The 14,553-nt window shown below is 69.4% G+C and carries 15 protein-coding genes; 8 read left to right on the plus strand and 7 right to left on the minus strand.

Annotated elements, in window-relative coordinates:
• Positions 1-181 precede the first annotated feature (181 nt).
• The 6 genes from FNV62_RS05285 to FNV62_RS05310 are packed head-to-tail and all read left to right on the plus strand — an operon-like array spanning position 182 to position 5,039.
• The gene (locus FNV62_RS05285) at positions 182-988 is read left to right on the plus strand and encodes a TauD/TfdA dioxygenase family protein (RefSeq protein ID WP_144314738.1); all 807 of its coding nucleotides are present in this window, start codon (positions 182-184) and stop codon (positions 986-988) included.
• Positions 985-1,689: an SDR family NAD(P)-dependent oxidoreductase gene (locus FNV62_RS05290; protein ID WP_144314739.1), complete on the plus strand. Its 705-nt coding sequence runs from the start codon at positions 985-987 to the stop codon at positions 1,687-1,689. Before FNV62_RS05285 ends, FNV62_RS05290 begins: the two co-directional genes overlap by 4 nt.
• Positions 1,686-2,216 (plus strand): carboxymuconolactone decarboxylase family protein, encoded by a 531-nt coding sequence (locus tag FNV62_RS05295; protein WP_144314740.1) that lies wholly within the window; start codon positions 1,686-1,688, stop codon positions 2,214-2,216. Before FNV62_RS05290 ends, FNV62_RS05295 begins: the two co-directional genes overlap by 4 nt.
• Positions 2,217-2,250: 34 nt before the next feature.
• The gene (locus FNV62_RS05300) at positions 2,251-3,513 is read left to right on the plus strand and encodes an aromatic ring-hydroxylating oxygenase subunit alpha (protein ID WP_054235686.1); all 1,263 of its coding nucleotides are present in this window, start codon (positions 2,251-2,253) and stop codon (positions 3,511-3,513) included.
• Positions 3,500-3,820 (plus strand): hypothetical protein, encoded by a 321-nt coding sequence (locus tag FNV62_RS05305; RefSeq protein ID WP_054235685.1) that lies wholly within the window; start codon positions 3,500-3,502, stop codon positions 3,818-3,820. Before FNV62_RS05300 ends, FNV62_RS05305 begins: the two co-directional genes overlap by 14 nt.
• Position 3,821: 1 nt before the next feature.
• Positions 3,822-5,039: a metal-dependent hydrolase family protein gene (locus FNV62_RS05310; protein ID WP_144314741.1), complete on the plus strand. Its 1,218-nt coding sequence runs from the start codon at positions 3,822-3,824 to the stop codon at positions 5,037-5,039.
• An 86-nt stretch (positions 5,040-5,125) separates the two neighbouring features.
• On the opposite strand, the gene FNV62_RS05315 is transcribed toward FNV62_RS05310, so the two are convergent.
• Genes FNV62_RS05315 through FNV62_RS05345 form a run of 7 tightly spaced genes read right to left on the minus strand, consistent with a single transcriptional unit; the run spans position 5,126 to position 12,582 of the window.
• Entirely contained in the window at positions 5,126-5,917 is a 792-nt protein-coding gene (locus tag FNV62_RS05315; RefSeq protein WP_097282810.1) for an enoyl-CoA hydratase, read from the minus strand.
• Between the two features lie 15 nt (positions 5,918-5,932).
• The gene (locus tag FNV62_RS05320) at positions 5,933-7,081 is read right to left on the minus strand and encodes an acyl-CoA dehydrogenase family protein (RefSeq protein ID WP_144314742.1); all 1,149 of its coding nucleotides are present in this window, start codon (positions 7,079-7,081) and stop codon (positions 5,933-5,935) included.
• Positions 7,078-8,043: an acyl-CoA dehydrogenase gene (locus FNV62_RS05325; RefSeq protein ID WP_144314743.1), complete on the minus strand. Its 966-nt coding sequence runs from the start codon at positions 8,041-8,043 to the stop codon at positions 7,078-7,080. Before FNV62_RS05325 ends, FNV62_RS05320 begins: the two co-directional genes overlap by 4 nt.
• Positions 8,033-8,974, minus strand: coding sequence for an NADPH:quinone oxidoreductase family protein (locus tag FNV62_RS05330; protein WP_097282813.1), 942 nt, complete (start codon positions 8,972-8,974; stop codon positions 8,033-8,035). Before FNV62_RS05330 ends, FNV62_RS05325 begins: the two co-directional genes overlap by 11 nt.
• On the minus strand, positions 8,971-9,987 hold the full coding sequence (locus tag FNV62_RS05335) for a phosphotransferase family protein (RefSeq protein WP_144314744.1): 1,017 nt from the start codon (positions 9,985-9,987) through the stop codon (positions 8,971-8,973). Before FNV62_RS05335 ends, FNV62_RS05330 begins: the two co-directional genes overlap by 4 nt.
• Complete coding sequence (locus tag FNV62_RS05340) at positions 9,984-11,261, minus strand: acyl-CoA dehydrogenase family protein (protein WP_144314745.1); 1,278 nt, start codon at positions 11,259-11,261, stop codon at positions 9,984-9,986. The genes FNV62_RS05335 and FNV62_RS05340 overlap by 4 nt, the downstream gene beginning before the upstream one ends.
• Position 11,262: 1 nt before the next feature.
• Positions 11,263-12,582 (minus strand): AMP-binding protein, encoded by a 1,320-nt coding sequence (locus FNV62_RS05345; RefSeq protein WP_097282817.1) that lies wholly within the window; start codon positions 12,580-12,582, stop codon positions 11,263-11,265.
• Between the two features lie 112 nt (positions 12,583-12,694).
• Here FNV62_RS05345 and FNV62_RS05350 point away from each other — a divergent pair, with 112 nt between their 5' ends.
• Together FNV62_RS05350 and FNV62_RS05355 are read left to right on the plus strand one after the other, a co-directional pair.
• The gene (locus tag FNV62_RS05350; RefSeq protein ID WP_060897801.1) at positions 12,695-13,375 is read left to right on the plus strand and encodes a TetR/AcrR family transcriptional regulator; all 681 of its coding nucleotides are present in this window, start codon (positions 12,695-12,697) and stop codon (positions 13,373-13,375) included.
• Positions 13,376-13,473: 98 nt separating this feature from the next.
• Entirely contained in the window at positions 13,474-14,526 is a 1,053-nt protein-coding gene (locus tag FNV62_RS05355) for a dihydrodipicolinate reductase (RefSeq protein WP_144314746.1), read from the plus strand.
• Positions 14,527-14,553 lie beyond the last annotated feature (27 nt).

A 14,553-nucleotide genomic window follows, 5' to 3' on the forward strand; every position in this document is an offset into this window, starting at 1 on the left:
TATTCCGGAAACGAGAACGTCATGACAGGCAAGAGAAGGTGAGGACCGGCCAAACCTGACCATCATTCAGGATCGGAGACCCATCCCGGCGGACAGCGGGAGGCGAGAGGCCCGTCGTCCCGGGCCTTCCGGTCGACCGACTGGCGAGAATACTATTCTCGCATCCGGAAGGGAGATTTTCATGATCGCAACGAAGGCCCTCAGCCCGAGCCTGGGCGTAGAGGTCACCGGTGTCGGCAATCCGCTCGACGATCGACTGATCAGCCGGTGCGCGGAGGCGCTCCAGTGGCGCGGCATCCTTCTCATCCGCGGACTGCACCTCGACGACGAAGGCCAACTGGCCTTCAGCCGCAGGCTGGGCAAGGTCTTCGCGGTGCGGGGCAAGGAGATCTTCACCGTCTCGCTCGACCCGGCAAGGAACCCGACGGCCGAGTACCTCAAGGGGACGTTCCACTGGCACATCGACGGCACCACCGACCCCGTACCGACCAGGACGACCACCCTGACCGCCCGGCACGTGGCCATGACCGGCGGCGGGACCGAGTTCGCCAGTACCTACGCGGCGTACGAGAACCTTCCGGAGGCGGACCGCAAGCAGTACGACGACCTGCGCGTGGTGCACAGCTTCGAGGCGGCCCAGCGGCTGGTGACGCCCGACCCAGGTCCCGAGATGCTCGCGGGCTGGCGCAGAGTCCCCACCCACGAGACGCCGTTGGTGTGGAAGCGCCGTGACGGGCGCCGCTCACTGGTGATCGGGGCGACGGCGGACCACATCGTCGGCATGGACGCCGCCGAAAGCCGGGCCCTGCTGGACCACTTGCTGGAGTGGACCACCCGGGAGAGGTTCCGCTACACCCACGACTGGCGGGTCGGCGACCTGGTGGTGTGGGACAACACCGGGATGCTGCACCGGGCGCTGCCGTACACCGCCGACTCGGAGCGGACGCTCCAGCGCACCACCATCGTCGGCGACGAGGAGCTGTCATGAGGACGGCGGTCGTCACCGGCGGCGCTTCCGGTATCGGTCTGGCCATCGCGGAGCGGCTGGCCAAGGACGGCTACCGGGTCGCCGCGCTCGACCTCAATCCGTCGGACACGAGTGTCGTGCCCGCCACCGACGTCGCCGACCGGGCCCAGGTGGACGCGGCGCTGGCCGCGGTGAGGGAGCGGCTGGGACCGGTCACGATCCTGGTCAACGCGGCCGGAATGGACGGCTTCAAGCGCTTCTCCGACCTCACCTTCGAGGCCTGGCAGCGGGTGATCAACGTCAATCTGAACGGCGTCTTCCACTGCGTGCAGGCCGCGCTGCCGGACATGATGGAGGCGGGCTGGGGACGGATCGTCAACATCTCCTCCTCGAGCGCCCAGTCGGGCCAGCCGTTCATGACGCACTACGTGGCGTCCAAGTCGGCGGTCAACGGCCTGACGAAGGCGCTGGCCCTGGAGCTGGGCCCGTTCGGCGTGACCGTCAACGCGGTGCCGCCCGGTTTCATCGACACGCCGATGCTGCGCAAGGCGGAAGCGCGCGAACTGCTCGGCGGGACGGTCGAGGAGCACATCCAGCGCACTCCGGTACGACGGGTCGGCCGCCCGGAGGACATCGCCGCGGCCTGCGCGTTCCTCGTGTCGGAGGAGGCCGGCTACATCACGGGCCAGATCCTGGGCGTGAACGGGGGCCGCAACACATGAACCGCATCCCGCCGCTCCCCTACGACGAGTGGGACACCGAGGCGATGGCGTCCTTCGCGCCGGGGCGCAAACTGCTGCCGTCCAACGCCCTGGGGCTCTTCGCGCAGCACCCGGAACTGGCCACGGCCTTCCTGGGCTACAACCGATACCTACTGAGCCGCCGTTCGACACTGTCACCGCGTACCCGCGAACTGGCCATCCTGCGGGTGGCCTGGCGCAGACGCTGCCAGTACGAGTGGGTCCAGCACGTGCTGATCGCCCGGAAGGCCGGCGTCACCGACGAGGAGATCGACGCGATCCGTGCCGGCGAGCCGACGGCGATCACCCGGGCGGTGGACGAACTGGAGGCGGATTCGGGCCTGTCCGACGACACCTACCGGGCGCTCGCCGCCGAGCTGAACGACCGGCAGCTGATGGATCTGGTCTTCACCATCGGCACGTACGGCCTGCTGGCCATGGTCCTCAACACCTTCGAGGTGGAGCTCGATCCCGGCCTCCCTGCGGAGAACTTCACTATCACTGAATGAGAATGCTATTCTCATTCAGGAAAGGGGAGCAGCCATGCCACACTTCAGCAAGCCTGAGGCCGGAAGCTGGACCGAGCAGTACCCCGAACTGGGCACGAGTCCCGTGAACTACGAGGACTCGATCGATCCCGCCTACTACGAGGCCGAGCGGGAGGCCATCTTCAAGCGGACCTGGCTCAACGTCGGCCGCGTCGAACAGGTCCCCAAGCCCGGCCACTACTTCACCAAGGAACTCGCCGCGGCCGGCACCTCACTGATCATCGTCCGCGGCCGCGACCAGCAGATCCGCGCCTTCCACAACGTCTGCCGCCACCGCGGCAACAAGCTCGTCTGGAACGACTTCCCGGGCGAGGAGGTCAAGGGCACCTGCCGCCAGTTCACCTGCAAGTACCACGCCTGGCGCTACGACCTCACCGGCAAGCTCACCTTCGTCCAGCAGGAGGGCGAGTTCTTCGACCTCGACAAGGACGACTACGGCCTCAAGGAAGTCGCCTGCGACATCTGGGAAGGCTTCGTCTTCGTCAACCTCGACCCCCGGCAGAGCCTGCGGGAGTACCTCGGGGACATGGCCAAGGGCCTGGAGGGTTACCCCTTCCACGAGATGACCGACGTCTTCACCTACAAAGCCGAGATCGGCAGTAACTGGAAGCTGTTCATCGACGCCTTCGCGGAGTTCTACCACGCTCCCGTCCTGCACCAGAAGCAGGCCACCAAGGAGGAGGCGGAGAAGCTCCTGGGCTACGGCTTCGAGGCACTCCACTACGAGCTGCACAGCCCCCACTCGATGATCTCGTCCTGGGGCGGCATGGCGCCGCCGAAGGACCCCTCGATGGTCAAGCCGATCGAACGGGAGCTGCGCAGCGGCCTGTTCGGCCCCTGGGACCGGCCCGACATCGCGGGCCTCGACCCGCTGCCGGCCGGTGTCAACCCGGCCCGCCACCGCTCCTGGGGCACCGACTCCTTCGTGCTGTTCCCCAACTTCATGCTGCTCCTGTGGGCACCCGGCTGGTATCTGACGTACCACTACTGGCCGACGGCCGTGGACAAGCACCTGTTCGAGGCGAACCTCTACTTCGTCCCCGCGAAGACGGCCCGCGACCGCCTCGCCCAGGAGCTCACCGCCGTCACCTTCAAGGAGTACGCCCTCCAGGACGCCAACACCCTCGAGGCCACCCAGACCATGCTCAAGGGCCGCTATGTCACCGACTTCCCCCTCAACGACCAGGAGATCCTCCTGCGCCACCTCCACAAGGTCGTCAGGGACTACGTGAAGGAGCACGCCGATGCTGCCGAGTGACTTCGCCGAACTCGAGCCCCACAGCGACTGGATCCTCGGCAGCGAACGCGAGCGCTACGCCAAGCGCCTCGCCAGCAGCATGGCGGACATGCAGGCGTTCTACGACGCGGCGTTCCCCCTGCTGGACCGCGCGACGACACACCTCGACAAGTTCCCGCTCGACGACCTGCCCGAGCCCGAACGCAACCTGATGCTGCTCATGTTCTCCCTCGTCATGGTGTCGTTCCCCATCGAGGTCTGGAAGCAGCCCCGCGTCCCCGACTCGGGCGCCGCCTACCTCGACGTCATCGCCGAGCCGCAGGTCTGAGGTGGTCACGCTCAAGGCCGCCCGCGTCCTGCACGTCGAGACGGGACGGATCGAGGCACCGGGCCTGGTCACCGTCGACGGCGACCGCATCGCAGACGGCGGAGTAGGCGGCGAGGGTGACATCCTGGATCTGGGCGACGTCACCCTGCTGCCCGGCCTGATGGACATGGAGGTCAACCTCCTCATGGGAGGCCGGGGCGAGGTCCCGGGCCTCTCCCCCGTCCAGGACGACCCGCCGCTGCGCATGCTCCGCGGGGTCGCCAACGCACGCCGGACCCTGCGCTCGGGTTTCACCACCGTCAGGAACCTCGGCCTGTTCGTGAAGACCGGCGGCTATCTGCTGGACGTCGCCCTGGCCAAGGCCATCGACGCCGGCTGGATCGACGGCCCCCGCATCGTCCCCGCGGGGCACGCGATCACCCCGACCGGAGGGCATCTGGACCCCACGATGTTCGCCGCGTACGCCCCCGGCATCATGCCCCTCTCCCTGGAGGAGGGCATCGCCAACGGCGTCGACGAGGTGCGCAAGGCCGTCCGCCACCAGATCAAGTACGGCGCCCAGCTCATCAAGGTCTGCGCGTCGGGCGGGGTCATGTCCCACACCGGCACCGCGGGCGCCCAGCACTACTCCGACGAGGAGTTGCGGGCCATCGTGGACGAGGCCCACCGGCGCGGACTCAAGGTGGCGGCGCACACCCACGGCGCCGCCGCCGTCCGGTCGGCCGTGGAGGCCGGCATCGACTGCATCGAGCACGGCTTCCTGCTGGACGACGCGACCATCGAGCTGATGGCCGAGCGCGGCACCTTCCTCGTCGCGACGACCGCCCTGATCGACGGCATGGACATCTCCAAGGCCCCGCCCGAACTGAAGGCCAAGGCCGGCGAGATCTTCCCGCACGCCAGGACGGTCGTCGCCCGGGCCCTCAAGGCGGGCGTGAAGATCGCGGTCGGCACCGACGCGCCGGCGATCCCGCACGGTCGCGGCGCCCAGGAGCTCATCGCCCTCGTCGAGCGCGGGATGACCCCGCTGGAGGTGCTCAGGGCGGCGACGGTCAACGCGGCCGAACTGATCGACGCCGAGGACCGCGGACGGATCGCCGAGGGGCTCCTCGCGGACCTGATCGCCGTACCCGGTAATCCGCTGGAGGACATCTCGGTGATGGCCGACGTCCGCTTCGTGATGAAGGGAGGGAAGGTCTTCCGTCACGAACGCGGCTGAACAAGGTCTGCCCGCCGGGTTGTTCCGAGGGGCGGGGCGCGTTTCGCGCCCCGCCCCTCAAGACGTCGTCCTCAAGCCAGCCGCGTTCACTGCGCCTTGATGTGGTCCTTCATCTCCTCCAGCCGTGTGAGGATCGGGTAGCCGCCCACGCTCAGCGCGTTCCCGTGCCCGGTCTCATGGATGTCGAACACCGACTGGACGGCCGCGTAGAAGCCCTGCACGTCCAGGGTCTGGTTGACGGCCCGCTTGGCCTGGCGGAGCGCGAAGGGGTGCATCCGCGCGATCTGACCGGCCAACTCCAGGGTGGCCGCGTCCAGTTCCCCCAGCGGGACGACACGGTTGACCATGCCGACCTTCTCCGCCTCCTCGGCGGTGACGGCCCGGCCGGTGAAGAGGATCTCCTTCGCCTTGCGCGGTCCGAGCTCCCAGGTGTGACCGTGGTACTCCACTCCCCCAATGCCCATGTGCACCACGGGATCGGAGAACTCGGCGTTCTCGGCGGCCACGATCAGATCGCAGGGCCAGCACAGCATCAGGCCGCCCGCGATGCACTTGCCCTGGACCGCGGCGATCGACGGCTTGGGCACATTGCGCCAGCGCAGGGTGTACTCCAGGTACCGGCGCGCCTCAGCGGTGTAGATCCACTCCAGGGTGATCTTGTCGGGGCTCGGCCAGCGGTCCTTCAGGTCGTGGCCGGCCGAGAAGTGCCGTCCGTTGCCCCGCAGCACGATCACCCTTACGTCCTCGTCGGCCGCGGCGCGGGTCCAGGCCGCGTCCAGGTCGTCGAGGAGGCCCATGGTCTGGGCGTTGGCGACCTCGGGACGGTTGAGGCTGATGACCGCGACCCGGTCCTGGACCTCGTACAGAATCTGGTCCATCCACGTCCTCCTGGGTTATCTCGGCAGGCCGAGGATGCGCTCGGCGATGATGTTGTGCTGGATCTCCGAGGTGCCGCCCGCGATCGTCCCGGCGAAGCTGCGCGCGTACCGCTCGAACCAGCTGGAGATGAAGTCGTCCGTGCTCATGTGGTTGGGCGGACCGGTCACTTCGGGATGGACCAGCCCCTCCGGCCCGCGGTCCTCCAGTGCGTGCAGACTCGCGACCTGGATCGCCTCGGAGCCGAGCAGCTTGAGGACCGACAGCTCCGCCGGGTCACGGTCGCCGCCCAACTGGCGGTAGCCGAGCAGCCTGAGCGCCTGGGCGTCCATGAGGAGCGTCGCGTACCACTCCTCGTCGCTGGGCGCGTCCCGGATCAGGTCGTCGAGGCGCTCGGCGAAGCTCAGCCACAGCATGGTCCGCTCGTGCCCGAGCGAGCCGTGCGCCACCGACCAGCCCTTGTTCAGAGGACCGACGAGGTTCTCGCGCGGGACCCGGACGTCGGTGAAGAACACCTCGTTGAAGTCGAGGTCGTCCTGCGCGGCCATGGACGCGAACGGCCTGCGCACCACGCCCTCGGTGTCGGTGGGGATGAGCAGCACGCTGATGCCCTTGTGTTTGGGCGCGGCAGGGTCGGTGCGGACGAAAGTCAGCAGGACGTCCGCGTCGTGCGCGCCCGACGTCCACACCTTCTGCCCGTTGACGACGAAGTGGTCGCCGTCCAGGACCGCGCGGGTGCGCAGCCCGGCGAGGTCGGATCCGGCGCCCGGCTCGCTCATGCCGAGCGCCGCCGTGATCTCGGTGCGCAGGAGGGGAATCGCCCACCGCTTCTTCTGCTCCTCGGTCCCGAAGGTGAGGATCGAGGCCGCGATGATGCCGATGCCCTGGGGGTTGAAGCTGTGGTAGATCCGTCGCCTCGACAGCTCCTCCAGGTGGGCGAGTTGCTGCGGCAGGGTGGCGTTCCGGCCGCCGTACTCGGGGGGTTTGCCGGGCAGCAGCCAGCCCGCGTCGAACAGTGTGCGCTGCCAGCGGCGCGCCCAGGCGGGGACGTCGGCGCTCGACCGCGACGTGGGGTGGGCCTCGTCCGGGGTGGGCAGATGGGCGTCGAGGAAGGCGGCGAACTCGGCGCGGAACTCCTCCACTTCGGAGCCGGAGTCCAGCTTCATCCCGCCACCACCCCTTCCTGCCCGCTCGTCTCCCGATCCGGTCCGGACCTCCGTCGCTGCGGCCCGGACCTCTCCCGTTCCTGCCGCGCCTTCTCCTGTAGCTGCCGCGTCTTCTCCAGCAACGCCCTGCGGTGTACGGCCGCCGTCCCCAGCAGCAGATCGCCGGCCTTGGCCCGCTTGAGGTGGATCTGCAGTTCGTTCTCCCAGGTGAAGCCCATCGCTCCGAACAGCTGGAAGCCGTTACGGAAGACGATCCGCTGGCACTCCCCGGCGGCGGCCTTGGCCATCGAGGCCGCCCTGCCACGCCGTGGGTCGTCCTCGGCGCTGGTCAGCGCGGAGAAGTAGGCGAGGGCGCGGGCCCGTTCGATGGCGACGTACATGTCCGCCGCCTTGTGCTTGACGGCCTGGAAGGAGCCGATGGGCACGTCGAACTGGACGCGTTCCTTCACATGGGCCACCGCCAGGTCCAGGATGCGCCGGCAGCTGCCGACCGTGGAGATCGCGAGGCCCATCAGGGCGAGGTCCGGGATCCCGGGGACCAGGTCGGGGACCTCGACATGGGCCGCATGGAGGGTGGGGTCGAAGATGTCGACGCGTGCCGCGCCGAGCTCCGGGCCCGTCACGATCCGCACGCCGTCGCGGGTGAGCAGGGCGATCTCGTCCGCCCGGTCCGCGTCGAGGACGAACCGGCCGGTGCCGTCGAACACTCCGGTTCCCGAGCCGCTCGGCAGCCGCCCGGCGAGCGGAGCGAACCAGGTGGCCGTGGCCAGGAAGGGGGTGGGATCGGCGGCGTACCCCAACTCCTCCAGGACGATGGCGAGTTCCACCGGAGGGGCCTCCAGCCACCCCAGTTCCAGATAGGTCGCCCAGAGCTGGTCCGGTGGCTGTGAGCGGGACTTGGCGACCGTCTCCCGTACCAGCCGTTGCAGCAGCCGTTGGTCCTCGTCGAACTCAAACTCCACGGCCCACCTCCAGAAGGGTCTTGCCGATGGCACGGCGGTCCAGGTCCAGGGCCGTCGCCACCTCGTCGAGCGGGTGGACGGCGTGGACCCGGGGGTGGATCAGGTCCTCGGCGAACATGCGGTTCAGCTCGCCGCGGGTGACGGCCAGCTGTTCCCGGCCGTGCCGCGCCCAGCCGCCGAAGTCGAAGCCGTGGATCGTGACGCCCTTGAGCATCGCCAGATTGAGCGGGAGCCGGGGCACCTCGCCGCTGGCGAAGCCGACGTTCACGAACCGGCCGCCCCAGCGCATGGCCCGCAGCGCCTGTTCGGAGTGCGGTCCCCCCACCGGGTCGATCACAAGGTCGGCGCCGCCCGAGTCCCGCAGCCGCCGCTTGAGGTCGTCGTACGGGAGCGCTTCATGGGCGCCCTGTTCCAGACAGGCCGCCCGCTTCTCCTCGGTGGAGGCCACGGCGACCACCTCCGCCCCGAGCAGCGCGGCCAGTTCGACGGCCGCGAGACCGACCCCGCCGGCCGCGCCCAGCACCGCCACCCGCTCCCCCTCCTGGAGGCGGCCGATCAGCGTCAGCGCGTTGTAGGCGGTGGCGTGCGAGACCCCGAAGGCCGCCGCGCGCCGGGTCGGGATCGTGTCGGGGATCCGGTACAGGCTGGCCGCCCGGACGGCGACCCGCTCGGCGAAGGCGCCGACGAAGACGGACCCGAAGACCCGCTCGCCCTTCTCGAACCCGTGCCCCGACTCGGCGACCACTCCGGCGAACTCGCTGCCGGGAGTGAACGGCGGTTCCGCCTTCACCTGGTAGGTGCCTTCGATCACCAGGACGTCGGCGAAGTTCACCGCCGCGTAGTGCACGTCGACGGGTACCTCACCGTCCGGGTCGGGCATCTCCTCGACGACCACCGGGCCGCCGACGGCATGGCATCGGGCCGCTCTCATAGCCGTGTCGTCGCGGCCAGTTCGGCCGCCTGGGCCGCCATCTGCAGGACCGCGTCCCCGTAGTAGGCCATCTTCGGGTTGCCGCCGTCGCCCTGCACATGGCGGGCGTAGCCGCCCTCCAGCACGATCGCCATCTTGAACCGGGCGAGGATCACGTAGTAGTCGATGTCGGCGACGTCCCGGCCGCTGACCTTGGCGTAGTGCTCGATGATGTCGGCCCGGTCCGGCATGCCCGTGTAGTCGGCGTACCGGCCCGCCGCGTCCCGGTCCTCGTCGGCGTTCGGCCAGCCCATGACGACCCAGCCGAGGTCGAGCAGCGGGTCGCCCACGGTGGCCATCTCGAAGTCGACCAGGGCGGCGAGCTCGGCGGGCGCCCCGTGCTTGAACATCACGTTGGCGAACTGGTAGTCGCCGTGGATGATGCCCGGCTCCCAGTGCCGGGGCCGGTGCGTGCGCAGCCACGCGGCCGCCGCGTCCAGTCCCGGTATCTCGCGGAACCTGAACTTCGCCAGGTGCGCCTGCCAGCGGTCCACCTGGCGGTCGTGGAAGCCGTCCGGCCGGCCGAACCCCTCGAGTCCCCGGGCCCGCCAGTCGACGTTGCCCAGCTTGGCGATGCCCTCCACCAGCTCGTAGGCGAGACCGGGGCGCAGGGACAGATCGCTCTTGAAGGGCTCGGGCCAGCCGTCGGTGTTCATCGGCGACCAGCCGTTCACATGGCCCATGAGGTAGAAGCACGAGCCGATCACGTCGGTGTCGTCGCAGACCGCGATGGCCTCCGGGTGCGGCACCTCCGTCCCGCCCAGCGCGTTCAGTACCCGGAACTCCCGCAGCATGGTCTCGTTGCGGCCCGGCGGGACCTTCTCCGGGGGCTTGCGCAGCACCATCCGCCGCTCGCCGCGCCGGATGTCGAAGATGTCGTTGGAGGTGCCCCCGGATATGAGGGACACCTCGACCGGTCCCCCCGGAGCGATGTCCTGACCGTCCAGCCAGCGGGCGAGCGACTCGATGTTCACATGTTCTCCAGCTGCTTGCGGGCCCACTCCCGGCGAGCGGGCAGATGCTGTGAGGGCCAGGGCCCCGGCGCGGCCTCGTAGCCGCGCAGGAGGTCCTTGGCCACCGTGACCTTGTGGATCTCCGAGGGCCCGTCGACGACCGCCATGACGGCCGCGCCGGTCCACATGTCGGCGAAGGGCATCTCGTTGGACACACCCAGGGCGCCGTGCAGGTGCATGGAGCGGTACACGATGTCGTGCAGCACCTTCGGCGTCAGGAACTTGATGGCGGAGATGTCCTTGCGGACCCGCTTGTAGTCCTGGTACCGGTCGATCTGCCAGGCCGTGTGCAGCACGAACAGCCGGAACTGCTGCAACTGCGCGTAGGAGTCGGCCAGGTCGGCCTGGACGAGCTGCTTGTCGGCCAGCCTGCTGCCCTGGGTCTCCCGGGACAGGGCACGCTCGGCCATCATGTCCAACGCCTTCTGGCACTGGCCCACGACCCGCATCGCATGGTGGACCCGCCCGCCACCGAGCCGGGTCTGCGCGATGGCGAAGGCCTGGCCCTCGCCGCCGAGCAGGGCGTCACCGGGGACGCGGACGCCGTCGTACTCGATGAGCGCGTGCATGCCCTCGTCCGGGGCCTCGCTCATCAGACCGAGGTGGCGTTCCATCCGGATGCCGGGGGTGTCGCTGGGCACCAGGAACATCGACATGCCCCGGTACGCGCTGACGTCCGGGTCGGTCACCGCCATCACGATGACGAACTTGGAGGTCCGCGCGTTGGAGGAGAAGAACTTGCGGCCCGTGATGACCCAGTCGTCGCCGTCCCGTTCGGCGCGTGTGGTGAACATCTTCGGGTCGGCGCCGGCCTGCGGCTCGGTCATGGAGAAGCAGGAGAAGCACTCGCCTTCGAGCAGCGGCTTGAGATAGCGCTCCTTCTGCTCCTCGGTGCCGTAGCGGGCGATGATCTCCGCGTTGCCCGTGTCCGGGGCGGCCGTGCCGAAGATGACGGGGGCCCAACTGGACTCGCCCAGGATCTCGTTGATGAGGGCCAGCTTGAGCTGCCCGAAGCCGCGTCCGCCGAGCTCCGGGCCGAGGTGGGGCGCCCACAGGCCCTGGTCGCGCACCTGTTGCTTGAGGGCCCGGACGACCGGGCCGGTCTCCTCGTCGAGGGGGTGGAAGGCCCGGTCCGGATAGACCAGGTCCAGCGGGTCCACACGCTCGGCGCGGAACCACCTGATCCACTCCAGTTTCCTCTCGAACTCCGGCTCGGTGGAAAAGTCCCATGCCATGTCAGACGATCCTCGTTTCGTGGTTCCGCCAGTACGTCTCCCGGAGCAGGCCCTTGCGCAGCTTGCCGCTGGGGTCCCTGGGCAGACCGAGGACGAAGTCGACGGCGCGCGGGCACTTGTACGGGGCGAGACGCTCCCGGCAGTACGCGAGCAGCTCGTCGGCGGTCACGTCGGCGGCGGCCGGCTGGACCACCGCGAGGACCCGTTCGCCCCTCTCGGGGTCCGGGACCCCGATCACCGCGACGTCGGCCACCCCCGGGTGCATGACCAGGACGTCCTCGGCCTCCTGCGGGTAGATGTTGACCCCACCGGACACGATCGTGTGCGCGACCCGGTCGGTCAGATACAGATAGCCGTCCTCGTCGAGGTGTCCGATGTCGCCCAGGGTGTTCTCGCCGAAGTGGACGACGCCGTCGACGATGCGGACGTCGTCGCCCGCCCGGCCCACCGATCCCGGGTGGGCCAGCCACTCCTGCGGACCGATGACCGTGAAGCCGTACGCCTCGGTCCCGGAGTAGAACTCGTGGATGATCGGGCCGAACCAGTCGAGCATCCGCCGCTTGACCTCCACCGGGCAGGGCGCGGCGCCGTGCAGGACCACGCGCAAGCTGCTCAGGTCACGGGCGCGCCGCGCGGCGGGCAGCTTCAGCATGCGGACGAACATGGTGGGGACGAACTGTGCGTGCGTGACCCGGTGACGCTCGATCAGCTCCAGGCACTCGGCCGCGTCGAAGCGGTCCATGACCACGAGGGTCGCGCCGAGCCGGAGCAGCGACATGCAGTGGACGAGCGGCGAGGCGTGGTGGAACGGGGCCGTCGAGAGGTACACGGCGTCGGGGCCGAAGCCGTAGTGGGCCAGCCCCTGGGCCACTTGTACGCACTCGGCGGCGGGGTCGCCCATCGGGCCCGCGGTGAGCTGCTTGCGCACGGCCTTGGGGCGCCCGGTGGTCCCTCCCGAGAAGGGGAGCTCGCGCCCCTCGCACTCCTCGAACTCCCCCGTGCCGGGCGCCGCGAGCAGGCGCTCGTACACCTCCTCGGTGATGAGCAGCTTGCCCCGCGCCATCTCCTCGACCTCGGCGGGGAGGAGGTGGGTGTTGACCGGCGTGTAGAGGAGGCCGGAGCGCTGGGCGGCCCAGGCGACTTCCAGGAAGGCCGCGCCGCTGGGCATACGGATCGCGATGGCGTCTCCCGGCCTGAGGCCGATGGCCGCCGCCAGCTGCCGGGACCGTGCGTCGAGCTCGGCGTACGTGACGGTCCTGCCGCCGCTCTCGATGACCGCGATCGCGTCGGGGCGCTGCTTCGCCTGCCATCCCAGATGCATGCGGTGAGAATATCATTCTCAGTGAATGCAAGTAAGAGTCTCGGAACCTGTGATGCGCGATTCGGTAGGGCGCCGCAACTTATTCCCACTGAAGTGGAGTATCGTTCTGCAAGTGACCGCAGTCCCCGAAGAACCCGCGTGGCGCCAGCGCGCCGTAGAGCGATCGACCCGTGCCGCGAAGCTTCGCGCCGAGCAACGCGTGCAGCGCTTCCTGGACTCGGCACAGGAGTTGATCGTCGAGAAGGGCACGACCGACTTCACCGTCCAGGAGGTCGTCGACCGCTCGAAGCAGTCCCTGCGCAGCTTCTACCAGCACTTCGACGGCAAGCACGAGCTGCTCCTCGCCCTGTTCGAGGACGCCCTCTCGATGGGCGCCGCCAAGGTCCGTGAGGCGGCCGCCACCGAGAGCGACCCGCTGCAGCGCCTGCGGATCGCCGTCGAGACGCTCTACGAACAGTCGCACCCCAGCCCCGGCGTCCAGCGCCCGCTGTTCAACGACTTCGCGCTGCAACTGCTGGTCAAGCACCCCGAGCAGGTGGCGACCGCCCACATCCCGCTGCTCACGGTCTTCACCGAGATCATCGAGCAGGCCGCCGAGGCCGGTCTCATCTCCGGCGGGAAACCCCGCCGTCAGGCCGCTCTCGTCATGCAGACGGTCATGTTCGCCTCGCAGGCCCACGGCGTCCCCGCCGACAGCCACGCCCACCCCGTGACCTCCGAGGAGGTCTGGCAGTTCTGCCTGGGTGGCATCTCGGGCGTTCCGGCCACGGCGGGCAGGTCCGCCTCCGCGTAACACGGGTTCCGTCCCCCTGACCCTCCCGCTGGGGAGTTCCATTCTCTATTTCGGAGAGTATGGTTCTCACCACTGTGCCGGAGGATCAGGGGGTTCCCATGACCGTACGGACGGACGCCAGGCCTCAACTCCGGGTCGTCCAATGGGCCAGCGGCAACATCGGCTCCCGCGCGCTGCGGGCGGTCCTCGAACATCCGGACCTGACGCTGGCGGGGCTGTACGCGCACACGCCGGACAAGGCGGGACGTGACGCGGGCGAGCTGTGCGGCCTGGGCCCGACGGGTGTGATCGCCACCCACGACATCGACGAGATCGTGGCGCTCGGCGCCGACTGTGTCCTCTACATGCCGCGCGCCTGCGACATGGACGAGGTGTGCCGGTTGCTGGCCTCGGGCGCGAACGTCGTGACGACGCGGGGCGAGTTCCATCGCGCCGCCAGTCTCGACCCCGCGGTGCGCGAGCGGGTCGAGGCCGCGTGCGAGAGCGGCAAGTCCTCGATCCACAGCACCGGCAGCAGCCCGGGGTTCATCACGGAGGCGCTGCCCCTCGCCCTGAGCTCGATCCAACGGCGGCTCGACGGCCTGACGATCGAGGAGTTCGCCGATCTCTCCCAGCGCGACTCCCCCGGACTCCTCTTCGACGTGATGGGGTTCGGCAAACCCCCCGCCGAGTACGACGAGCGGCGGCTGTCCGTGGTGCGCGACAGCTTCGGCCCGTCGCTGCACATGGTCGCCGACACGCTCTCGATCCCGCTCGACTCGGTGGAGGCCGAGGGGGAGGTCGCGACCGCGCCCCGCCCCGTCCACATCGCGGCGGGCACCCTGCGGCCGAACACCGTGGCCGCCCAGCGGATCACGGTCTCGGGACTGCGCGGCGGCCGACCGTTGCTGCGCTTCCGGGCCACCTGGTACTGCACCACCGACCTCGACCGCGCCTGGGACGTCCGCGCCACCGGCTGGCACATCACGGTCGACGGCGACGCACCGCTCGACATCGACCTGCGCTTCCCGGTGCCCCTGGACCGGATGGCCGCCATGTCGCCCTCGTACACGGCGAACCGCGCCGTCAACGCCGTACCGGTGCTGTGCGAGGCGTCCCCCGGGATCCGCTCGACGGCCGACCTTCCGCACATCGTGGCCCGGCTCGGGTGAGCCGCTGAGCGACAACGGCACGCAGGC

Origin of the sequence: Streptomyces sp. RLB3-17, assembly GCF_007113425.2 — a bacterium.
Classification (GTDB): domain Bacteria; phylum Actinomycetota; class Actinomycetes; order Streptomycetales; family Streptomycetaceae; genus Streptomyces; species Streptomyces mirabilis_D.